Genomic DNA, 20,695 nt, shown 5'->3' on the forward strand with positions numbered 1-20,695 from the left:
AGAAGCGTGAATTAATTTGTTCCAAACGCACCAACGGTTGTCGATGGAGCGGGCGATTTGTAGACTTTACCGTTCGAGAGGGTAATGCCGTCGGCGTATAAACGCGTGAAGCTGGTTATGCCTTTGCCAACGGCGGGCGAACCATTTTGCACGCGAAAATCCCAGGCCGTATTAAACGTAGCGTTCTTCGAGTCAGTGCTAAGCGGATAGTTAACAAACTTCGGATCGTTATCGGCAACCGTTTTGCTGATCATATCATTCGTTCCCGTCAGGATTTCCGTCGATGGCTGGAAGCCCGTTACGCCGTCCTGCGTGTAGCCGTAGTACAGATTGTTGCTTACTTTGGTCCGGTTGTCTTCAGGGTTTTTCGGATCGCGTTTGATGCCGAAGCGGTCATTCGCCAGCAGATTGTTGTACAACTCGGCCCGGACGCCCACTTCTACCCAGATCGAACCGCCTTTGATGGTTGGCCGACGCCAGCCCGCGTTGACAATCGTGTTGTTGTAGGCAACAACGTACGTCTGAGGGGTACGGTCGCCCGTGTTAGACAGTTTCAGCGCGTTGGTATTAGGACTGTACACCAGGTTATACGCCACGTCGGCCTGAACGCCCGATTTGATGTTGACTGCGTCGCCACCCGATACGCCCTGCGTGTAGATCTTGTTGTTGGCAATGATCACCTTTCCACCTTCGATGTAAAAACCGTCTTCATTCTGATTGTTCAGGCGGCTATTCACGATAACAAGTTTACCGTTTATGTTCGAGTAGTTAACGGCCGGCACATGGTTCCCCGCCGACGCTTTGTACAGTCCGGCTTTTACGGATGGTGAACTTTCTGTGGTAACAGCCCCGCCGTATTCGATCACCGCGTTGTCGAGAAGTAACTCTGCGCATGTTGGAGCCGCAATGATGCCGCCCCACAGGTTGCCCCACTGATTCGCGGTAGTTTTCCAGGCGTCGGGGACCGTAAATTTCACCGGGTTCGTCGAGCTACCCATCACGTACAAATTACCCTTCACGATCACTTCCGGTTTTACGGTCGAGTCGCTGAAAACGACCGTTACGCCTTCTTCGATCACCAGCGACTGGCTGGTCGGCACCTGAATGTGACCTGTAATTTTGTGCGTGCTTCCTTTGGTCCAGGTTCCCGATACATCACCGGAAACGGCGTCTTTCACGACTGGTGTTGTGGTTGGCGTCACGTTCGGGTTGCTGTTATCGTCGCTCTTTGAGCAGCCGACTAGGAGGGATGCCGACAAGGCAGCGAGAATAAGTACTTGTTTCATGGTTGTTTATTGATTGTAAAATCGGAATGATTGGTTAAAAAATAGATAAGCGTGCCGGACGATTACAGTTTGTAGCGAATGCCTAACACGTAGGAACGTTGGTAGAAGTCGCGTCGGATCAGGGTTTTGCCGCTGATGTCCTGACTCGGTACATCGGCATTTTTACTATTGACGTTTTTGATGAAAATTTCGGTAGGCGTGTTCAGCAGGTTATTGGCTTTGGCAAACAGCAGGAATCCTCGGCCTGAATTGGCTCGGCCTGAATTGGTGCGGCCCGAGCGGTCTGCTTTCCCAATTCGTTTTTCGACAGACGCGTCCATCTGGACAAATCCTTTCTGGTATAAGTCGTTATCGACAAACTGCGATACGGTGTTGATGCGGGGGCCGGTATAGCTGGCGGCAACCTGAGCGTCCCAGCCGCGCCCGGCGTCTTTGTAGAGCAGCGACAGGTTGGCGACGTGTGCCGACTGACCGTACAGCGAACGGGTCTGATTGACCGTAATCGTTTGCAAATCGCCCTGCTCGTTACGAATACGCTTCGACTTGGGCGTTGTAATGCGCGAATGGGTGTAGGTGTAGTTGGCTTTGAGGCCCCACTGCCGAACGTATTTGATTGCGTCGATTTCGAGGCCAAAGTTGGTGGCGTTCCCGAAGTTGCCGGGTCCGTAGTACAGATCCTGCCCCCGAATAGCATCTTTCTGAAGCGTATACTCAATCGGGTCCTGAACGTGTTTGTAAAACAGCCCGACCATGAACTGTTCCAGCGGGCGTGGGAAAAACTCATACCGCAGATCTACATTGTCGGCAATGACCCGCTTCAGGTTTGGATTGCCGCGCTCCTGATACTCTTCGTTGACAATGCGATACGGTACGATTTCGAAGAAACCGGGACGGTTCAGCGACCGGAAGTAGGACAGACGCCAGTTCGTTTGTTCGTTCGAGCGATACCGCAAATGCAGACTTGGTAACACGTCGGTGTAAATCTGGCTGCCCGTTGGGTTGTCTTCACCGATTGGAAACTTCATCGCGTAGCCCTGGTCAGTATGCTCAACGCGAACCCCACCGATGACTTCCAACGGCTGATCCGTGGTGCGAAATTGCAAATACCCCGAAGCGGTTTGCTCACTGGCATCGTAATTCAGGGCCGAAGCAACCGAGCCTAGTGGATTCTGAATAGTCCAGGAAATTTGGTTGTAGTCGGTAAAATCGGCGCCGTACTGCGCGAATGGATTGGATGGGCGAAGGGTGTAGTTGTTGTAAAAATTAGTCCGCTGCTTATCCCGGTACAAACCGCCGGTCATCCATTCGACACGAACGCCCGCTACCGTCGTTTTAAGCGTCAGGTTCAGATAGCCTGCCAGATCGGTGTCTGTGTTGTGCTCCCATCGGCGTTGCCCATCCTGAACGGTGGTCCGCTGTTCCACAAAATTCTTACGGATACCCAATAGTGGGATGTAGGTCTGATCGGGTACTTCGTTCAACGCGGTTGAATAGACCGCCGACCAGTTGAGACCCAGATTCTCCGTCAGTTGGTGGGTTCCTTGCAGCGTACTGTTGTAAATCTTTTGTTTCGTCAGCCGTGAGCGCGTCTCGTAACCAAGCGACGCATTTCCTAGTATTGGATCGAAACCGCCAATGCCTAATTCCGTCGATTTTGTTTCCCGAATCTGCTCATTAGTCAGGCCAATAAGCGCGTTGAACCACTGAATTTTATGGCGTTCCGGTCCGCCGTCGCGGTTTGTCCGGAAATCCAGCTTGGCGTGAAGGCCGTAGCGCGTCTGATGCTCCGAATACATGCGCTCGCTTTGCTTGTTCAGTGTAATGCCGCGTAGTGTATCGACCACATCGCCGTTGAAAAATAAACTGTTGCTGCCCCGGAAGGTGTTCTGCAAACTACCCGCCAGCATGACGCCAAACCGCTGATTGAGAAATCGGTTGCCGATGGTAAAACTACCGATCAGGTTCGGCGGGGGACTTTGCCGGGTGTACGTCGCCGAAGCTTTGTTGAAATCAGTTGATTTCGCGCTGTACTGGTTTCCCAGTTGCTCGTAAGGTGATTTTAGGTTGATATTTTTCGCGTCGAATCCGACGAACGGGCGGTTGAAAAACAGTTCGCTATAGCCCGTTGCTACGTTGGCCAATACGGTGAAATGATCGGGTGCGTCCCGCATGACCATGTTGATGGCTCCACCAACGGCATCCCCTTCCATGCTCGGCGTTAGGGCTTTGTATACTTCTAGGCGGTCAAGCAATTCAGCCGGAAAAATGTCGAGTGGGACGTACCGATAGCGATTGTCGGGACTCGGAATTTTGACGCCATTGACCAATGTATAGTTGTAGCGTTTGTCCATACCGCGCAAAATCGCGTACTGCCCATCACCGTTGCTGTTGCGCTCAATGGATATGCCCGATACCCGTTGAATGACATTGGCAACGGTTAAGTCAGGAGATAACTCAATGGAGCGACCGGATACGATGTTGGTTACCTGCAAGGCATTTCGTTCGAGATCACGGGCGGTGCGGTCGCTGGAGCCATCTCGTTTCGCTTTGATAACGACTTCCGTAAGCTGACGGTCGTTTTCGGTTTCCAGCGATAAATCCAGCGTAACAATATGATCGGCGCTGTGGATCACAATATCGCGGCTCAGGGTCCGATAGGACACGTAGCTGATGCGGATTTTGTGGTTTCCGGCGGGCACGTTTCGGATCAGATACGAGCCGTCCAGACCCGATACGTTGTACAGTTTTGTATTTTCAATGATCAGCGTTGCGCCAATGATTGGCTGACCGGTAGCGGCATCGATGGCCCGTCCGCGAATGGTTCCCGCCGATACGTTCAGCGCTACGAACAAGCCAATTAAAAGCAAAAGTCTGGTTACCCAGTTTGTACAATAAGACATTCCTTGACGGTCACCGATAGCATTGTCGGTTGACAGCACAAAGGTGAGCGGAAGTCGGGGAGCTAGGCAAATTGACTCCGTGAACAAAAAGGCAACTTGCCTATTCTAGACGTAATCAGGGAGGCAGCAAGGTCTATAATTTCGCTTTAAGTTGTTTATTGTCAGTGGTTTGCTGTGGGGAAAAGCGCCATTAAGTTATTGTTATCAAACTGTTTCCTGAATATGAAGGGCCGAGCGTAAGCCGATAAGCGGGCTTCGGAAGGATTAATTCACCGACGATGGAAAGCGCTGAATAAAGCCGGAAAGTGATTCCCCTTCGGCCAGGCTGATTTTTTTACGAAGCCGATAGCGGGCTACTCGTAGGCTATCGGACGATATGCCGAGTAGCGTTGCTATATCCGCTGAGGTAATATTCATTTTCAGTAAGGCAATTAGCCGAAGGTCCGTGGCAGTTAGCTCCGGAAACCGCTGCGTCAGTTGACTGAAAAATTGCGGGTGGACCTGATCGAAAATAGTGCGAAAGTCATCCCAGTATTTGTCCCGATTAAAACTCAAATCGATCTTTTGGGCGAGTTGACGTAATTGCTTTTTCTGATCGCGTTTATCGTCTTTCAGAATCGCGTTCAGGTCGTCTTTCAGTTCTTCCAATACCTGATTTTTCTGAATAATTTGCAGCGTATGAGCCGTCAGTTCCTTGCTCTTTAGCGCGAGTTGCGTAGTTAAGTTTTCTTCCTGTAGCTGTTTATTTCGCAGTTCGGCCTGGACCAGCTCGTGCTGCGTTTGAAACATCTGCTGGTTCTGCTGGTTGACAGCCTGCTCATTGCGGATCTTCAGGCGTTGGCGGTTGATGATCACGGCCCCCAGAATACCAATTAAAGCCAGTACTACACTCGTCGCGACGATGATAATTACATTAGCACGTCTCTGAGCGTTTAACTGGGCGATCTCGCTGTCTTTTCGTTCGACGTTATACAGTGTCTGAAGCAAGGCAATTTGCCGGTTGCTTTCAACGGCGTAGATCTCATCCGTTAAATCGCGGCTACGCTCGATGTAGCTGTAGGCGCTGTCTGGCTGGTGCATCAGCCGGTACGTTTTCGCAATGTCACGCAGGGCCGCACTCAGTTGGTAAAGCTCTTTTTTCTGCTGTGCCATCCGCAGTGCCTGTCGCGACAAATCCAATCCTTGCCGGTAGTTGCCTGTTTTTCGGTATATATCACCTAAGTTGTTTATAATTTCAATCTGGCTAATTTCATCATGGGTGTGCTGCGCGAGCAGAAAAGCTTGCTGATAATAGTAATGAGCTGAGTCGTAGCGTGCTTCGTCCTCAAAAATGCTACCCAGATTCTCATAGATCTTGGTCAGGCTGGCCGTATCGTTGGTAGCCCGGCTATTGAGCAAAGCGAGTTTCTGGTAGCGATACGCCAGATTGGGCGCTTGGCGCTTTTCGTAGATATGACCAATATTCGCGTAGGTATGGGCTAGGCCTTCGGTATTACGATGCTGCTTATAAAAAGTTAGCGCTTCAGTAAATTGCGTAAGTGCCTGATCTACCTGCTCGTTGTAATAATAGACCGTGCCAAGTTCGTTGCGGTTACGCGCCAGCCGATTCGTTTCATTCGCTTCCAGAAAGATTTTTTGCGCCTGTAGCAGGAAATCAATGGCTTGTACATAACTGCCCTGATGGTAGAACAGCAAACCAATCTGTTGCAGGTAATCGCCTTCCGCAACCCTATTCTGCTGACTTACGGCCTTGTCTAGTTTTACTTTAATAAGTCGGTAGGCCGAATCGGGGTTCTGGCGGGATAGCCGATCTGTATCGCCGAGCGCCTGGGCATAACAACTGGTCAGGGTAACAAGCCAGTAAACCAGCACGCCCAGACAACTACGTTTTTGGATGCAGGAAAAAAGGGATGATGTTGAGCTCGAAACAGAAAAAAGCAAAGCTTAGATGAGGTTAGCCGAACTCATAAAGGTAGCTAATAACTAGGTGGAGGTATGTGAAGTTTATGTTATCAAGCGCTGGCCTACCCTTGACGAGATCGGTACAACTATTCTCTCAAAAAGGAAAACAGTGCAACAGGAGTCAGTGGCTCGCTGAAATTCGGGAGTTGTTGATCGTAAGGTGTAAAGACGAGCTGTCTAGCGAACTATCGTAAACGAATAGCCTTTTTCGGCTTTTCTCAAAGCGCGTCCATTCAGTAAGAAACCTAAACCCACGCCTACAGGAAGGATAACTGCTGCCCGCGTGATGAATCGATTCGCCCAACTACGACCTTCGTAGACGCTGCTGTTGGCATTGGGTAAAAACAGAATTGGTACCACGGCCGAATAAACGCTCAAGCGTTTTGCCGTGATACCAAATTTCGACGTTTTCTTTAAGGCCGTGACTTGATTCATCGCAACTTGTTTCGTTTGCCTGCGATCGACTATCGTAAGCGTGTCGGGTGTAAGGTCGATAAGTTGACCCGCTATGTAGACACCTGAGTAAGTTCTAAGCGCGACATAATCATAGCGGGAAGCCGTCGCAAACACACTACTATCGGGCCGAAGAATTTGAAGTTGCTGTCCAGTACAGGCGATTGCTGAAAACAAAAAAATAACAATCAGTTGAGCTTTCATAGACGAGAAAATTTCTTGCGTAAACACGGTGGCTTTGAGCAACTACGCTGTTACAAAAGCCAGTATCGACCTTACTTTTACTTTATTTTATACAACTAAAAACACCCGGTATGCGAATTACCTTTACTCTGCTTCTCGTGATGTTCAGCTACTTGGCCATTGGTCAGGTGATAGTCAAAACGAATCTGTTGTATCCAACTTTAGTGAAAGGAGCATCCATCGCTCTGGAGGTCGCAGCGTCTAAAAACTCCTCGATAAATCTGTACGGGGCCTTTGGTTCGAACGGGAACTTAGTTTTAGCGGATACCTATACGTTTCAAAACCTGATCGCTGAAAAGCGTTTCTACAAAGCTTCTCACACGGCTCCGCTACAGGGTTTCTACTGGGCGGCTTATGCCAAATACATGCATCGTCAAATCTATCGGGAAGGTATTCAGGGATCTCTCTTTACGACCAGAGGAAGGGATTCGGATGGTCATTCCTTGGGAGCAGGTACAGCGGTGGGTTTACAAGTTGCCAATCGATTGATTAAACGAACGTTTATCGACGCGTTTGTCGGAGCGGGGTACCTGGTTTATCTTAGTCAAACGGATACAAAAAATCCGGACCAAACCCGATTTGGCCATGTCGATTTGCGAACGGGTTTATCCGTTGGCTATAGGTTCTAGAACAAATTTTGCTGGTAGGCGTGTATAGTTTTTTATTGATCGAGCTAATTGATGGGCATTCGCAGTACTAATTCATTACCCAAGGGGTTCAGCCAAAATAACCAGCTGCCCATCCGGCTTGTTGCCCCGAATTTCGGCCATTTGTCGCCGGAGTCCGTAATCAACTATGGCCATACCCACCGGTTGTCTTACTATTTCTTTCTGTTTGTGCTGGACGGCGTTACCCGGCATGGCGTCGATCTGGAAAAAATCGAGGTTGGAAAGCATGAGTTACTTTTCTCGCTGCCGCACCAGATTCAGCAATTACCGATCAGCGCTCATGGCAATGATTACTATAAACTGGGCTTTGACGAAGAATGTCTTTCTCAGTTACCCCGGTACTACCCTTTCTTGCTTAATCCGCTCAACCAGCAAAAAATACGTTTCTCGTCCGCTGCCGCGAGCAGGATGCAGGCGATTTTTGAGATACTCCTGGGATTACTAACCGCTCCGAATACAAGCCCTGACCTTATCTTGGCGCATCTCAACAGTCTGCTGACGGAAATTAACACGGCTTATTTTGCCGGTGACACAAAGCCAGCCGATGACCGACTTACCAAATACATTGGCTTCAAGGTATTCGTGGAAAATAACCTGACCGATCACCCCTCCATCAAAGACATTGCGCAGGAACTGGCTCTTAGTACCGATAGCTTATACCAGATTGTTAAACAGTATTCGGGACACTCACCGAAGGAGTTTGTGACGAACCGGCTTATCCTGGAAGCCAGACGCCGGATGTATTATGGCGACCGATCTTCTGTCAAGGAGCTTGCCTTCGAACTCGGCTTTAACGATCCTGACTACTTCTCTCGCTTGTTTAAAAAGGTGACGGGTAAAACTGTCGCCGAGTTTTCTCAGGATTTGTCCTGAACGGGTCGGCTTTTGTCCAGCCTCATTGGCTGCCCTATGCTGAGCTTTGTTCACAACTTGAAAGGTAAGCTATGAACAGAGAATCAGAAAAAATACTGGTAACTGGCGTTACTGGTTTAGTAGGCGCTCGCCTTCTGCCACGTCTTATAGAAGCCGGTTTTGACTGTCGCGTGCTGGTGCGTGAGGGGAAGGACGCTCCCGCTAAAGCAATGGTTATACCGGGTGACCTGTTTGATACCGCATCCCTTGTACCAGCCGTGAAGGATGTGTCGGCGATTATCCATCTGGCAGCGGTATTCCGCTCACAGGATACCGATTTGATTTGGCGAAGTAATCTCGACGGTACGCGCAATCTCATCGCGGCAGCAAAGGCCCATGCACCCAATGCACGTTTTATCCTGGCAAGCACAGCCCACGTTTACAGCATAAACAACCCACACCCAGGCCGTGAGGACGATGCCGTAGATCCGCAACACGCTTACCCCGCCAGCAAAGTTGCGGCTGAGAAGGAACTGCGTGAGAGCGGGCTTACTTGGTCGATTTTGCGGTTTCCCTTCGTGTATGGAGACGGGGATGGGCATCTGGCGATGCTACCGGAGCATATAAAGGCGGCCAACTGGCATCCGGCCATGAAAATCAGTACAGTCCATCATCGCGACATCGCCACGGCGGTAAAGATGGCTTTGGCTGGGGCGATGGATAAGCGTGTCGTCAACATCACGGACGAAGCACCGACATCGATTTATGAGTTGGTAAAGCTTGTAGGCCAGCCGCTGAAATCATCGGCTGATCCGCTCCCAAACCCCTGGTATTTACACGCCGATAGTTCGCTCGCCCGCAGTCTTGGTTTCCAGCCAGTAGTCAGGACAGTCTATCAGGCCTTGCAGGAAAAAATACTGTAACGCAATTCTGAAAAGCAGCTTTGCGAGCATAAGATTAACTACTTCAAGTACGTAGTTAGGCTATTAGACGAGCCCATCAATAAACAAGAGCAGTAAATGATTCTATAAAATCAAGTTTTCAGTAAGGCAACGGTTTGTAAATGAGTTGGTCAATAGCATCTAAATTGCCGGTCTTCCCTAGGAAATCTGTATTTTCGAAGAAGCGGCAATGATGTGTACAAAATTACTATCGCATGGGAGCCTTGGCTAGGCTTGCGAGATGAACCGAAATAAGAGGGGCGTTCTGTTGAACAAGATTTTACAACAAAACATAAAGGCGAGTAAACAGAAAAAGGCTAATCAATTGATTAGCCTTTTTCAAAAACAGAGCCTCCTACGGGACTTGAACTAAGTAGGTTAACTATTTGATTATCAATAGTATGTTTCGCTTGATAAATTTTAGGGGACGGAATAGGGGACGGATTGATTGACAGATAAATATTTTGCCAGGGTAGGGGACGGTTGGCCGGTAATGGTTCGTACTTTTACCATTAATCAAGCAACCTACATTGGTTGACTTGGTTTGGTCAGAGTCGGATGGGTGGTTCCTCCGGCTCAGTTGGGTCGGGTGGGTGGTTCCCCCGACCTTTTTTTACGTGTACTTTTCGGTGTCTAATTCAAACGCGTACCTGATCACTCGGCCAACCTATAGCTTATACTACGTCCACTGGGATAGCCAATTGGTGTGGCTGGTATTTAAGCACTGTCTGGAAAGGATCGACTACGAGTTCCGCTGGTAACTTCATTCTCGATCAATCTCTGACCGCTGGCTGGTACGAGGTACGGCACGCTGACTATACAAACACTGGGTTTGATCGTGGTCACCTCTGCCCCTCGGATGATCGGGATAGCACCGCCGACGAAAACCGGACTACCTTCATTCTAACCAATATCGTACCCCAGGCACCTACTCACAACCGGCAAGCCTGGCGACTGCTGGAAGAATATGCCCGTACACTGGTTACTCAGGGGAATGAACTGTACATTATTGCGGGAACAGCGGGTAAGGGGGGCGAAGGAGACAACGGCAAAGCAAGCAGTATCGCCGGAGGTAAGCTAAGCGTACCGGCTGCACTCTGGAAGGTGATTGTTATCTTGCCGGTAGGTTCGGACGATGTGAGCCGGATAAGCGCTCAGACGCGGGTTATCGCCGTATGGATGCCTAACACGAATGCTGTTGGTGAACAGTCGTGGGGTAACTACCGGGTAAGCGTTGATGAAGTAGAACGACAAACGGGTTATGATTTACTGTCGAACGTGCCGGAAGGTGTGCAGCGGGTTATTGAGGCCAGAGCGGATAATAGCTTGTTATAGACCGGCAGGTTATTGAAATTGCTCTCTCTGCGAAACTAGATAGCTACTCTGGCCATGGTTCTATACCAGCGGCTATACGCAAGGCTCGTTGTACATCCTCCCAATAAAAGCCGTTATCATAGCCGGTTGTAAGCCGGTCGCAGATTTCTAAAAAGGCATTGGCGGATTCAAGCCGTTGCTGCTCAGTTGTCAGAGGGTAGCCATTGGGGGTTTCCATTCATAAGCAATTCAACTGACAAACGTAGAAAATTAATTTTTATTAGAATCGTTGTTCGATGCTGTTCTTATGGCCTCAGTCTCCTGCCAGACTTGCAAAAGAGTATTCTTGTCATTGCTTAGTCCTCGCTTATAGCTGACTGAGAAGCTGGCCCGGTTTAGTATACTTACAAGCTCTTGTTCGGCACGTCGGTAGTGTATTAGCTTATTGTCATTATTCTTCTGACTGCCCGTTTGATTGACAATCAGTAAGAAATACTCTGGAGTTAGCGGGAAGGCGAAACCCATCCATTCATTAAAATTAAGATTATAAACCCGGTCGTTCTCATCCATGCAAAAGCCAGGGTTATCAGAAGTAATAAATGGGTATCGTAGAGTCGTTTGAAACACAATCCAATCAGATTGGACTAAGCTTTCAGCAATATCGTTAACCCATGATAACTATACAAGAAACCTATTCTTTAAGAAACTCTCTCAGATCGTTATTTACAAATTGATTTGGCTTCCATTTATTAAAACGAGTTGCTATCTTATCTGTGAAGACATCAAATGCTGTACCAGTGACGAGATTTGCAGCATTTGTAACTAACTCGGAGGCCCCTGGTATTGAGAAAGGTCTTAAAGCTAAGGGAGCTGAGACAACAATAAATTTTAGTAGTTTATAGAATTTGCCATCCGTAAAAGATTCAGCTTCAATCTCATTTATATAATTTCTGATCAAGGAATGATCTTCGTTATCATGCGCATTCCTAATCCAATCCCTGAATTTATGCGATTTCTCAAAGAGGTACATATATTCATCGAATGAGCGTAAGCCAGAGTTAATTGTATCCGCTATAGAAGGACAATCTTGAATAATATGTTGATTAAATTCAGTAATAACTTTTTCATTGTTTGGTTGATATTCATCTAAGTTCAAAATTGCCTTCTGGACAATAATATTATTGGCCTCTTCGGTTGAAAGTTCTGATTGAAATTCAGATGCAACATCTATATCTTGAATTGCTGCAGCCGCTTTCATCATAAACGTAACAGTAAAATCTTGATGACCTTCAACTCTACGAGCTCGCAAATCGGCTTCAAACTGATCTAAATCAAAATTGGTGTCTGTTTCGAACGTAGCTTTCGCAACGAGCTCATTAGGTATGTCTCGCTTCTCAACTTTATGTAAGTTGAATTTCAAATCAAGTGGAATAGGATAGTCAGGAAATATCTGTTTAACAACTTCGCGAAAAGCATTGGTAGTGAATCTACTGTCGCCTAAAAACCCATCTACTAAATCGTATTCATCATCAAATTCATATAAGTAGGGCAATATCCTCTCAGCATATTTCTGGCACTTATATCCATCATTGTATACTTTTAAGAGAGTATTAACTACTCTTTTAGGCAAGGTATCACCCCTTACTGAATATACCCCGTAATTTATTCGTGAAGTTCCTGGAGTTTGACTCGACCCAAAAGAAGATAAACGAATATGCAGATTTAGTATTCCTGAAGCCATCAAAGAAATGAGTATACTAATATCACATTTGCGAAAAATCTCTTCTAGCTCGGTAGGAGAAATTACAGCGTCAACTTTCCCATAAAATAAGAGACATTCAGCTAAATGTCCTATACTAAATGGCTGATCTAGATTTGGATGCGTATGTCTATTTATAGCAATTGACTCAAGCATGAGAGCAGGTTTGATAAACAGGGTAGTGATTAAGGTGCGTTAATAACCTCGGCCTCATCAACTAGACGAAATAAAGCACTTAGAAAGGAAAGCCATTCTAAAGCGGTTTGGTCAGTGTAAGTATCAGCCAATCGATGTGCTAGTGGATTTCGTATGGCCATCATTGCACCAACAAAAAGCTGCTGAAAGCCAATACGCTCTGCTGGTACGTCTGATAGTTTTAATATAGGATTATCAGAAGCGAAGGCTCTTTGCATCAACTTAGTATTATCAATAGATAGCTCCGTTTTCTTTTCAACCGCTTCGCTCAGCGCTGTACACGTCTCACTGACAGCTGCCTTATAAAGTCCTCTAAGAAAATAAGGGCCAGCTACTTCCTGGACTCTCGGATGTAGCTGAGCAAACATGCTACCTGCATTGATCAGATTAAGTACAGCTCCATTATCTCTACCAGCTATTACAGTTTTAGCTGCCAATGCTGCAAATCCACCTTCCTTTTTAAGAAAAGGAGTACGCTCATTTTTAAATAGAACTAGATTACCCCTTCCGGCATTTTTTGCGCTAAAGTACTTTGGTGCCAAACTGTTCATATCCTCAAGTAAATCCTGAATTTGAAACTCTTCAAGATCGGGTCTAAGTCGCTTCTTAATATTCTGCGGGCTTGCCTGAAAACCTGAGTTTATGTCTAATATAAAGTCTAATATTTGATCGTATAACTCAACCTTATTCATTATAATCCGCCTTATGGGAAGGGTATAAACTCTTTGTTAATAATCAGCGATCAAGCTTTCCGCTGGTATATGCAGGGTAGTATGTAGCTTCCTGATCATATCCAGACTCAGCTTGCGCTTTCCGCTTAATATCTCAGACTGCCGGTTACGGCCACCTAATATCTTGCTCAGTTCGCTTTTGGGCATACCTAGTTGATCCAAGCGAAACGTAATGGCTTCGATTGGATGAGGGGGAGCGATCGGGTAATGCCGGGCTTCGTAGTTCTCCACAAAGAGAGCAAGGGCCTCCAGCTCGTCCAATTCCGGCGAATCCTGGGCTAGATCTATCTGCATGAGCTCATAAACACGCTCTAAGGCGTCTTCATACTCACGCTCAGTCTTAATCACTCTTAACATACTTGACAGTTTTTACGTCTATCTTATCGTATTCCGCGTGCGTGCCGATCCAGACGATAAAAACAAGTTTGAGTTTGAATTCGATGTCAGCAACGAGTCGGTAGTTGTTGCCTTTAATGTTGAACACAAACCGTTTCCCCGTGATAACGTCGGCGCTAGGATAAGCAGCGATTACGTCACTTGGTTTATCCCAATCAGCAGCTAGTACTTCGTGATAGAAAGCTTCTAAGCTTGATTTAGACGTTGAATGAACGGTGTAAAAACTCACAATGGTTTTCCGGGCAATAACTCGCATCGTATAAGATGTTTTGCTGGGTTGATTTTAGTCGTTTCATATCGCTCCAATAACATTAGTTTTCTTTCAGGTGAACGTAAGGACGTTCCCGTATTGGGAACAAATGTAAAAAGATAAAGTTCACTAACGGAGAAATCTTTGATGAAATCTATATCTTCATAAAAACAAATGATTGATGGCACTATCAGGAATTGCAGTACTAGCCGCTCGGGCTCTGTTTGAATCACCCGATCATAGTGGGGACATTGTGGCCCTTTTAAAAGATAAAAGCCCAGGCATTACCAAGGAACAGGCTCAGAGGGCAGGAAGAGAACTACGCGACGCTGGCTACTTAGAGCTATACGCAGAAACTAGAGCCTTCGCAGATGCAACCTTGAATCAGGCAGGTATGCGTTACGTAAAAGCTGCTAAGGGAGAAAAATAAAGTAAGCCGAGCAGATACCGTTGTCTCCAATGATCCAATCTATTACAAAAAGTATATACAGCCTCCTCAAATACATTCTAATTCTTGGTTTTTAGAACTGTTTTGGTACAGTTCTAAGACGTTATGATAGTCATACAAATGACGTTGAAATAATATTAGGTAAATTATGATGGACGAAGAAAGCGAACAGATAAAAGAAATATTTGCGAGATGTGGCAGAATGTTATTTACAATTCAAGCCATAGAGAAATCAATTCTTACGTTGATTGTAGTCTCGAAGAATGTTCCAAAAAACAGATACGATGAAGTATTCTTTGAAAAATCGCAGTTGACTTTTGGCCAGTTAAAAAGAGAGTTAAAAGACACTGATTACTTCAATGAGTCACAATTGCACGCTATCGATAACTTTCATGGTATGAGGGATAGCTTTGTTCATAATTATTGGTGGGACAGAACAGTTGAGTTTGCAAAACCAACCTTGAGACACAAAATCTTGGAAGAGCTGACTACTATTGAAGCCGACATTGATTTAATAAATGATTTGGTTATGTCTGTATCTTTAAGACTTGCATATGAGAAGGGATTGAATATGGATGATTTAGAGGAAGAGCTAATGCAAAGCGATATGACACCGCCAACCGAGTCATTTAGAAGATTGACGAGAAATGAAACTGTAATAGATATTAAAAAATATAAGATTAGAGATCGTCTAATTGTACCATTGTTTACACTAGAAGACGGGACAAAATGGATACTGTGTGAGAGCGGTTTAAGTCAGTATAAGGAACAAATAGATCCGCTGAACTTAAGCGACATTCCTGGGTTAGGAGACATATTTCCCATTAAACAGTTTCAGCCAAGGCCTTTAAAAACAGCTGACTGGAATTATGAATTAGACTTAAAAAAAGAAGGATTAAAAATGATAGTTTTCTTGAATGAAGAGAATGGGGTCAAAACCTTTCGATGGTCTATCGAACCTTCCAAGCGATGAAGAGCTAAACGGTTCAAACAACATCAGGATAATCTATATCGCACTCTGAATTATTACATATCCAATTTTGATAACAACATTACTAGCCTAAGCTGCAATTCTATTCAGCTTGTGGTTCAGGCGGTGTTCCGCTTGCTTGGTTGGCTTTCAGCTTCTCTAGCTCAGCCTTAGTTTCTTTATTTAGATCTACTGAATCGAGCACCTTTTTATACAAAGCTAGATACATCTGTTTGGTCTGCCAATCTGACAACCCTTCTTTTTTGATAGCTTCAATCAATAGTAGCACTTTTTCAACCTCTTCGTTTTGCTTGCTTCCTTGTGTAATGAAATAATAAATAGTGCGCACATGAATTAGTAGTATACCAAATGCTATACAAACTTTTAAATCAACTACTGACCAATCAATGTCAGATATTTGATTTAAGTATTTATGGAAGGCACGAATTATAACGTCAGTTACGAAACCAATCAAGATACCCATGCATGTCCTTTGCGGATGAGACAAGAATAGTATATTAATTGCTCGATGGAACAGGGCAGTAAACTTATTCATATTAGGCGTCCAAAGAAGGATTTAAGTAGTTGTCTAGAGCTGTATTATTGGCAAATTCCTCTTTTATACTTGCGAACACTCTTACATTTCCATTTGGATCTTTAAAATCGTCGTGTCTATCGGTATTTTTTAATATAAATTTTATCACTTCTTTAGCTTCATATTTATTTAAGCCGAAATAACCTTTCGTAATTCTATACCTAATGACAAATAAATCTGAAAATAGTAAAAAATATATTAATGCACTTATTGTGCTTATTATAATAGCATGAGCAAGATCGTTGAAATAAAACAAATCTAACGATCCTATAAAAGAAGTCCCAAAAAATATTAAGATGACAGCTTTGATTTTGGACAACATATTATTTATTAAATATACGGATACAATAGGCATGGACTTAGCATTTAAAGATGCTTTCCTCTTTTCCTTTTGATTATATTTCTGATATGCGTCGTAGCTTTTACCGAGTAATACCATATCGGCTTTATTCGAATTTGACAAATCTTTATCAGTATTCCTTTTTAGTATATTGTATATACGAAAGATCTTATCATCTTTTGGTCTAGCTAATAACATCCCTATTATTAGAAGTACAGATAGTAAAAGAGGCATAAATACCACCATGAAGATTGTTATAAATGACATCGCTTTAAGATAGTTTAAGTACTCTTATTTATACAGCTGCTATTCGAAGATAGAATCTTTTGCTGAACCTAATCTTACTTGGCCAATCTTGTTTACGCAGTAGCGTGCATATTGATCCAGTTGAGTATTACACAAATGACTTAGTCGGTTTGGTACTCTTTTGAAATCACTGAAGCCATAGGATAGACTAGTAAATTACTGGACGGCTAGTGATCTGCTTAATTAAGGACAACACCTCGTTATAGTCCGTTAGTGATTCTAACGGTTTATTCTGACTGCTGATATATAGCTTACTGTAACCATCTGCCGACCGAGTGACTATATCAATCGAATTAACATTGATCAGGCAGGATATTTGGGCTTCGGCATTGATCACTTGAATAAAAATGAGTCCAACATTACAAAAAAAATCGGTTCAGCCGCTATTCAAAGTAAATCATAATGGTACCGCTAATATGAAATAGTGACCGATGAGTAAGGGTTTTTTGACCCGCTATGTATTATTCGAAAGCTTTGAATCGGATATTTACACCATCGAATCGTAGTCATGTCAGAAGTAACAAAGAAAGTTGGTCAACTTATTAGAGAAACTAGAAAGCTAAAAGGTCTTACTCAGAAAGAATTAGGAGATAAAATGGGGGTATCCTTCCAGGCAATCAACAAATACGAGACAGGTCAGAACTTAACAGTTGAAACGCTTTCTAAAATAGCTCAAACCCTAGGGGTTACAATTACTGATCTGGTTAAAGGATTATAAAAAATTTACTTCAAAATTCAATATATATGTTGAATTTGTGTTATATTTGTAATGTCAATGAAGGACAGAAAAGGCGATATAGTACCGAGGAGGTTGCCCGCTGGACTGTACGAACTGAGTTGACTACAAATGAAAGTGCCCCAATGCTATACTTTCTCAGGGCTTAGCAAAGGGGCGATGTCAATCTAACCGATTAAATCAGATGACGGAACAAAGCTATGCATCCGGCGGGGAAACTACAACCTCCGCCCAAGGAACACCTGTTTCTCCACAGGTCAATCCCAAAATCAGTTATTCATTAGTGCTTCCCCTGGTTGTGGGTCACGGCAACCAGGAAGCGGGGGCTATGCTGGTCTACCGAGCCATCAGTCAATACCGCCAAAACACCCTGCGTAATCTACTACAGAATCACGGCGCCGACGATCATTCATCGGCAGTTGAGGATCTACGGGATTTAGAATTGCTAGAAGACTACAGCTTAGAGCTGGTAGGAGCCCTGCAAACAGCAGCTCGTGTCAACTATCAAGCTTACCAGCAGGCAGCAAACCCCGCCGAATACGAACAGTCCCGCCAGGAGTGGGAAGAGCGCGACGAAGTACGTTATAATGAGTATTTCAAAGCGTATCGTCGGTAGTCATGAAGGAGCTTATTGCGATTACTACCGATGGGCAAGGCTCACCCGTAGTGTCAGCTCGTGAGTTATACGAGTTTTTAGGTTTCGACGCGTCTCAATGGGCTAGGTGGTCGAAAAAGAACATTGTTAACAATCCATTTGGACAAAAGGGGCTTGATTGGGATGTACTCGACATTAAGTCGAGTTCAAACAACGGTTCTATGACGCGCGATTTTGCTTTGTCACTAGACTTTGCCAAGCGCCTGTCAATGTTTGCTCGTACGGCTAAAGGCGAAAAGATCCGTAAGTACTTCATCGATTGCGAGAAGCGGTTAAACAAACTAGCGCCCGCGCTGCCCAATCAACTCCTCGTCGATCACGCCCAACGCATTGCGGATCTGGAACAGCAGCTCAAGCAAATGATCGATTCTCAGCAACAAGCCGCTCGTTCGTTGCTCGACATACCCCGCAGCAGCGAAGCCTTACCCGAAGAAACGACGCGTATCAAAGTACAGCGGCTGGTCAACGCTTACTGCCGGGCTAAGAGTGTCGGTCAACAGGAAGTCTGGCGTAAGGTGTATGACCGTTTGTTCTACCTCTATAAGATCAACATTCGCGCCCACAAACGCTCGGAGCGGGAAAGCTGGTTGGATGTCGTAGACCGTAAAGGCTACATGGACAAAGTGTACGCTATTGCCAGTGCTGAGCTAACCTACGAAGAGGAATGAGGGCACTAATTTACACTCGTGAGACTGACCAAGGTGTCAGTCCTGCAACACCGGACCCATCAGCGATAGCGGCTGATCTGATCGTGCGGATCGAAGGACGCAGTAACTACGCCATCGTTCATACCAAAGACGGTAAAGCGCATCTGATCGCCAAGGGCCTGTGCGCGCTGGCCAAGCAGTTGCCTACTTTCTGGCGGGTGCACAAGTCGCACCTAATCAATCCGCACTACGTAGCCGGTTCGGTTAGCTCAGTTCGAGCTAAAGCCCTGCTTCGACTCACAACGGGCTTCAGTGTACCGGTGTCCCGTAGGCAGCGAGCCGCAATCTGTGCCAGGCTCAACCCGCTCAGTTTCCTATAAGAAAAGTCTCTCCCCAAATTTCTTCCGCTGACCAATCCGGTTCAGCTTCACTATCTAATCTATGATTTCGATGAACACCCCAGCCAATACCAACGAAACGCCCCAAAGCGCAACACCACAACTAGTTGTTAACAGTACGCTTACCCTGACTCGCGAAGACTCGTGCTTGGTCGATATGATGAATCATCTACCAATGATGAATGATACGCGGGAAGAAGTAAGAAACTGGTTTTTAGCCTACGTCGAGCGTGGCGACATCGGTACGCGGTCCTGCGATCACTACAAGTGCCTGGACGACTTCTTTAGTGCTATTATCTTGAAGCTTGTTGATGCGCAGAAAGGAGGACAGGCCAATGTATAATTCACTGTTCATTAACTTCTACCTGCGTAAGTCTACCGTAGACGCTACGCTCGGCTCGGTCAACGTTCGGGTAACGGTCAATGGTAAACGGATAACGCTCGGTACGGTTACATCTGTCGCTGATTCGAGTTTGCCTAAGTCAGTTATGATTCAGTACGATCATTGGGATAAGCGCAAATTGAAAGTAAAACCACAGTCTCCACACGCAACGCTATTAAACAAAGCCATTGCCGACTGTGAGCAGAAGCTACAAAAGGTGTACGCGCAGCACGAAAGCTTCGATCAGAAAATGACGGCCAACGGCTTGAAAGGTGTCGTCAAGCACGGTCAACGGATGCTACTCACGTTTCCGTCCTTAATCGACAAGTTTCTGGAAGAGCGAGTAGCCCTAAAAACCAAAGCGTCAACGGTAGACACTTACCGGTTTAAAACGCGCCCGTTGTTATTGTTCCTAGAGTCCGAAAACGCGTCAGATCTACCCGCTGTTGACTTTACTCCCGGAACGCTCAAACGCTACCGGACATACTTAATCACTCAGCGGGGTAACTCTGACCGCAACGCCGACAAAAGCTGTCAGGTAGTCAAAACGCTGCTCTTGTGGGCCGCTGAGAGCGAGTTGATTCACAAAAACCCGTTGATGAACATTCGGATTCGGGTTGACAAAACGCCTAACCTGGAATGTGTGACACAAGAGGAACTAACCATCTTGCGGGAAGCGGTCTTACTCCCTCAAATGCGGGAAGTAGCTGACTGTTTCGAGTTTGCTTGCTACACGGGTTTGGCCTATCAGGATATGAAAACCCTGTCCGCTAAGAACCTGCAACTAGTCGAAGGGAAGCACTGTATAGTAGGCTATCGAATAAAAACCGGAACGGAGTATTGTATACCCGTTACGGAGCGGGTTTGGGCATTGATGGATAAGTACGAGGGTATCAACCTGCCCTTGCCCAATCTTGACGACTATAACCCGTTGCTTCGGCAGATCATGTTCACCGTAGGCATTGACAAACGGATTACTTCACATACAGCGAGAAAAACCTTTGCTGACTGGTGCATCAACGAAGTGGGTTTGTCAGAAGAGGCTACCATTGTTGCGATGGGTCAGAGGAACGCAAAGGAGCTAACCCCGTACCGTAAGACCAGACCCAAACGGTTGTTGGCTGAGTTTCCAACTGATTTAATGCGCCGGGAAATCGACCGCGTGCCGTTTAAGCAGATCGTAAAGGCGTCTTGAATAAGCCAAGCCACAATAATCAATTATTTACTAGTAAAAGAGGGTGTCACGCAGATAGCACCCTCTTTTACTA

At 45.8% G+C, this 20,695-nt stretch carries 23 protein-coding genes; 11 read left to right on the forward strand and 12 right to left on the reverse strand.

Annotation, left to right across the window (positions count from 1 at the left end; all coding sequences use genetic code 11):
- Positions 1-11 precede the first annotated feature (11 nt).
- The 4 genes from M0L20_RS14695 to M0L20_RS14710 form a co-directional block, all read right to left on the reverse strand.
- Positions 12-1,286, reverse strand: a complete 1,275-nt coding sequence (locus M0L20_RS14695; RefSeq protein WP_248477691.1) for a right-handed parallel beta-helix repeat-containing protein — start codon at positions 1,284-1,286, stop codon at positions 12-14.
- A gap of 62 nt (positions 1,287-1,348) precedes the next feature.
- Positions 1,349-4,186, reverse strand: coding sequence for a TonB-dependent receptor (locus M0L20_RS14700; protein ID WP_248477692.1), 2,838 nt, complete (start codon positions 4,184-4,186; stop codon positions 1,349-1,351).
- A 264-nt stretch (positions 4,187-4,450) separates the two neighbouring features.
- Positions 4,451-6,127 carry a tetratricopeptide repeat protein gene (locus M0L20_RS14705; RefSeq protein WP_248477693.1) on the reverse strand — a complete coding sequence of 559 codons (1,677 nt, stop codon included), beginning with the start codon at positions 6,125-6,127 and terminating at the stop codon, positions 4,451-4,453.
- Between the two features lie 198 nt (positions 6,128-6,325).
- Positions 6,326-6,805 carry a hypothetical protein gene (locus M0L20_RS14710; protein WP_232561677.1) on the reverse strand — a complete coding sequence of 160 codons (480 nt, stop codon included), beginning with the start codon at positions 6,803-6,805 and terminating at the stop codon, positions 6,326-6,328.
- 110 nt (positions 6,806-6,915) lie between these two features.
- Here M0L20_RS14710 and M0L20_RS14715 point away from each other — a divergent pair, with 110 nt between their 5' ends.
- The 4 genes from M0L20_RS14715 (at position 6,916) to M0L20_RS14730 (ending at position 10,640) form a co-directional block, all read left to right on the forward strand.
- Positions 6,916-7,473, forward strand: coding sequence for a DUF3575 domain-containing protein (locus M0L20_RS14715; RefSeq protein WP_248477694.1), 558 nt, complete (start codon positions 6,916-6,918; stop codon positions 7,471-7,473).
- A 51-nt stretch (positions 7,474-7,524) separates the two neighbouring features.
- Positions 7,525-8,385 (forward strand): AraC family transcriptional regulator, encoded by an 861-nt coding sequence (locus M0L20_RS14720; RefSeq protein WP_248477695.1) that lies wholly within the window; start codon positions 7,525-7,527, stop codon positions 8,383-8,385.
- Positions 8,386-8,456: 71 nt separating this feature from the next.
- Positions 8,457-9,287: an NAD-dependent epimerase/dehydratase family protein gene (locus tag M0L20_RS14725; RefSeq protein ID WP_248477696.1), complete on the forward strand. Its 831-nt coding sequence runs from the start codon at positions 8,457-8,459 to the stop codon at positions 9,285-9,287.
- A gap of 711 nt (positions 9,288-9,998) precedes the next feature.
- On the forward strand, positions 9,999-10,640 hold the full coding sequence (locus tag M0L20_RS14730; RefSeq protein ID WP_248478089.1) for a DNA/RNA non-specific endonuclease: 642 nt from the start codon (positions 9,999-10,001) through the stop codon (positions 10,638-10,640).
- A gap of 43 nt (positions 10,641-10,683) precedes the next feature.
- Here M0L20_RS14730 and M0L20_RS14735 read toward each other — a convergent pair whose 3' ends face one another.
- Genes M0L20_RS14735 through M0L20_RS14760 form a run of 6 tightly spaced genes read right to left on the reverse strand, consistent with a single transcriptional unit; the run spans position 10,684 to position 13,956 of the window.
- On the reverse strand, positions 10,684-10,857 hold the full coding sequence (locus M0L20_RS14735; protein WP_248477697.1) for a hypothetical protein: 174 nt from the start codon (positions 10,855-10,857) through the stop codon (positions 10,684-10,686).
- Positions 10,858-10,889: 32 nt separating this feature from the next.
- Entirely contained in the window at positions 10,890-11,279 is a 390-nt protein-coding gene (locus M0L20_RS14740) for a DUF4238 domain-containing protein (RefSeq protein WP_354004197.1), read from the reverse strand.
- A 31-nt stretch (positions 11,280-11,310) separates the two neighbouring features.
- Positions 11,311-12,534, reverse strand: coding sequence for a hypothetical protein (locus M0L20_RS14745; protein ID WP_248477699.1), 1,224 nt, complete (start codon positions 12,532-12,534; stop codon positions 11,311-11,313).
- Between the two features lie 29 nt (positions 12,535-12,563).
- Complete coding sequence (locus M0L20_RS14750; RefSeq protein WP_248477700.1) at positions 12,564-13,265, reverse strand: TIGR02391 family protein; 702 nt, start codon at positions 13,263-13,265, stop codon at positions 12,564-12,566.
- A 36-nt stretch (positions 13,266-13,301) separates the two neighbouring features.
- Positions 13,302-13,661 carry a helix-turn-helix domain-containing protein gene (locus tag M0L20_RS14755; RefSeq protein WP_248477701.1) on the reverse strand — a complete coding sequence of 120 codons (360 nt, stop codon included), beginning with the start codon at positions 13,659-13,661 and terminating at the stop codon, positions 13,302-13,304.
- Positions 13,645-13,956, reverse strand: a complete 312-nt coding sequence (locus M0L20_RS14760) for a type II toxin-antitoxin system HigB family toxin (protein ID WP_248477703.1) — start codon at positions 13,954-13,956, stop codon at positions 13,645-13,647. Before M0L20_RS14760 ends, M0L20_RS14755 begins: the two co-directional genes overlap by 17 nt.
- 590 nt (positions 13,957-14,546) lie before the next feature.
- Here M0L20_RS14760 and M0L20_RS14765 point away from each other — a divergent pair.
- Complete coding sequence (locus M0L20_RS14765; RefSeq protein ID WP_248477705.1) at positions 14,547-15,371, forward strand: hypothetical protein; 825 nt, start codon at positions 14,547-14,549, stop codon at positions 15,369-15,371.
- A 100-nt stretch (positions 15,372-15,471) separates the two neighbouring features.
- Here the strand turns inward: M0L20_RS14765 and M0L20_RS14770 are convergent, their stop codons facing one another.
- Together M0L20_RS14770 and M0L20_RS14775 are read right to left on the reverse strand one after the other, a co-directional pair.
- Positions 15,472-15,852 (reverse strand): hypothetical protein, encoded by a 381-nt coding sequence (locus M0L20_RS14770; protein ID WP_248477707.1) that lies wholly within the window; start codon positions 15,850-15,852, stop codon positions 15,472-15,474.
- Positions 15,853-15,925: 73 nt separating this feature from the next.
- Entirely contained in the window at positions 15,926-16,570 is a 645-nt protein-coding gene (locus tag M0L20_RS14775; RefSeq protein ID WP_248477708.1) for a hypothetical protein, read from the reverse strand.
- 547 nt (positions 16,571-17,117) lie between these two features.
- Between M0L20_RS14775 and M0L20_RS14780 the strand changes: the two genes are divergently transcribed.
- From M0L20_RS14780 to M0L20_RS14805, 6 genes are all read left to right on the forward strand, one after another.
- Positions 17,118-17,327: a helix-turn-helix domain-containing protein gene (locus tag M0L20_RS14780; RefSeq protein WP_248477709.1), complete on the forward strand. Its 210-nt coding sequence runs from the start codon at positions 17,118-17,120 to the stop codon at positions 17,325-17,327.
- A 202-nt stretch (positions 17,328-17,529) separates the two neighbouring features.
- Complete coding sequence (locus M0L20_RS14785; RefSeq protein ID WP_248477710.1) at positions 17,530-17,961, forward strand: hypothetical protein; 432 nt, start codon at positions 17,530-17,532, stop codon at positions 17,959-17,961.
- A 2-nt stretch (positions 17,962-17,963) separates the two neighbouring features.
- The gene (locus M0L20_RS14790; RefSeq protein WP_248477711.1) at positions 17,964-18,668 is read left to right on the forward strand and encodes an antA/AntB antirepressor family protein; all 705 of its coding nucleotides are present in this window, start codon (positions 17,964-17,966) and stop codon (positions 18,666-18,668) included.
- Positions 18,665-19,027, forward strand: a complete 363-nt coding sequence (locus tag M0L20_RS14795; protein ID WP_248477712.1) for a LytTR family DNA-binding domain-containing protein — start codon at positions 18,665-18,667, stop codon at positions 19,025-19,027. The genes M0L20_RS14790 and M0L20_RS14795 overlap by 4 nt, the downstream gene beginning before the upstream one ends.
- 70 nt (positions 19,028-19,097) lie before the next feature.
- Complete coding sequence (locus M0L20_RS14800; RefSeq protein WP_248477713.1) at positions 19,098-19,388, forward strand: hypothetical protein; 291 nt, start codon at positions 19,098-19,100, stop codon at positions 19,386-19,388.
- Positions 19,381-20,622: a phage integrase SAM-like domain-containing protein gene (locus M0L20_RS14805; RefSeq protein WP_248477714.1), complete on the forward strand. Its 1,242-nt coding sequence runs from the start codon at positions 19,381-19,383 to the stop codon at positions 20,620-20,622. Before M0L20_RS14800 ends, M0L20_RS14805 begins: the two co-directional genes overlap by 8 nt.
- The last annotated feature ends 73 nt before the right edge of the window (positions 20,623-20,695 follow it).

This window comes from Spirosoma liriopis, assembly GCF_023196085.1.
GTDB lineage: Bacteria > Bacteroidota > Bacteroidia > Cytophagales > Spirosomataceae > Spirosoma > Spirosoma oryzicola.

What these genes read in the sequence shown, in the direction of transcription:
- M0L20_RS14695 (WP_248477691.1), bottom strand. Translation starts at nt 1,286, where the DNA reads ATGAAACAAGTACTTATTCTCGCTGCCTTGTCGGCATCCCTCCTAGTC.
- M0L20_RS14700 (WP_248477692.1), bottom strand. Translation starts at nt 4,186, where the DNA reads ATGTCTTATTGTACAAACTGGGTAACCAGACTTTTGCTTTTAATTGGC.
- M0L20_RS14710 (WP_232561677.1), bottom strand. Translation starts at nt 6,805, where the DNA reads ATGAAAGCTCAACTGATTGTTATTTTTTTGTTTTCAGCAATCGCCTGT.
- M0L20_RS14715 (WP_248477694.1), top strand. Translation starts at nt 6,916, where the DNA reads ATGCGAATTACCTTTACTCTGCTTCTCGTGATGTTCAGCTACTTGGCC.
- M0L20_RS14720 (WP_248477695.1), top strand. Translation starts at nt 7,525, where the DNA reads ATGGGCATTCGCAGTACTAATTCATTACCCAAGGGGTTCAGCCAAAAT.
- M0L20_RS14725 (WP_248477696.1), top strand. Translation starts at nt 8,457, where the DNA reads ATGAACAGAGAATCAGAAAAAATACTGGTAACTGGCGTTACTGGTTTA.
- M0L20_RS14735 (WP_248477697.1), bottom strand. Translation starts at nt 10,857, where the DNA reads ATGGAAACCCCCAATGGCTACCCTCTGACAACTGAGCAGCAACGGCTT.
- M0L20_RS14745 (WP_248477699.1), bottom strand. Translation starts at nt 12,534, where the DNA reads ATGCTTGAGTCAATTGCTATAAATAGACATACGCATCCAAATCTAGAT.
- M0L20_RS14750 (WP_248477700.1), bottom strand. Translation starts at nt 13,265, where the DNA reads ATGAATAAGGTTGAGTTATACGATCAAATATTAGACTTTATATTAGAC.
- M0L20_RS14755 (WP_248477701.1), bottom strand. Translation starts at nt 13,661, where the DNA reads ATGTTAAGAGTGATTAAGACTGAGCGTGAGTATGAAGACGCCTTAGAG.
- M0L20_RS14760 (WP_248477703.1), bottom strand. Translation starts at nt 13,956, where the DNA reads ATGCGAGTTATTGCCCGGAAAACCATTGTGAGTTTTTACACCGTTCAT.
- M0L20_RS14765 (WP_248477705.1), top strand. Translation starts at nt 14,547, where the DNA reads ATGATGGACGAAGAAAGCGAACAGATAAAAGAAATATTTGCGAGATGT.
- M0L20_RS14770 (WP_248477707.1), bottom strand. Translation starts at nt 15,852, where the DNA reads ATGGGTATCTTGATTGGTTTCGTAACTGACGTTATAATTCGTGCCTTC.
- M0L20_RS14775 (WP_248477708.1), bottom strand. Translation starts at nt 16,570, where the DNA reads ATGTCATTTATAACAATCTTCATGGTGGTATTTATGCCTCTTTTACTA.
- M0L20_RS14780 (WP_248477709.1), top strand. Translation starts at nt 17,118, where the DNA reads ATGTCAGAAGTAACAAAGAAAGTTGGTCAACTTATTAGAGAAACTAGA.
- M0L20_RS14785 (WP_248477710.1), top strand. Translation starts at nt 17,530, where the DNA reads ATGACGGAACAAAGCTATGCATCCGGCGGGGAAACTACAACCTCCGCC.
- M0L20_RS14790 (WP_248477711.1), top strand. Translation starts at nt 17,964, where the DNA reads ATGAAGGAGCTTATTGCGATTACTACCGATGGGCAAGGCTCACCCGTA.
- M0L20_RS14795 (WP_248477712.1), top strand. Translation starts at nt 18,665, where the DNA reads ATGAGGGCACTAATTTACACTCGTGAGACTGACCAAGGTGTCAGTCCT.
- M0L20_RS14800 (WP_248477713.1), top strand. Translation starts at nt 19,098, where the DNA reads ATGAACACCCCAGCCAATACCAACGAAACGCCCCAAAGCGCAACACCA.
- M0L20_RS14805 (WP_248477714.1), top strand. Translation starts at nt 19,381, where the DNA reads ATGTATAATTCACTGTTCATTAACTTCTACCTGCGTAAGTCTACCGTA.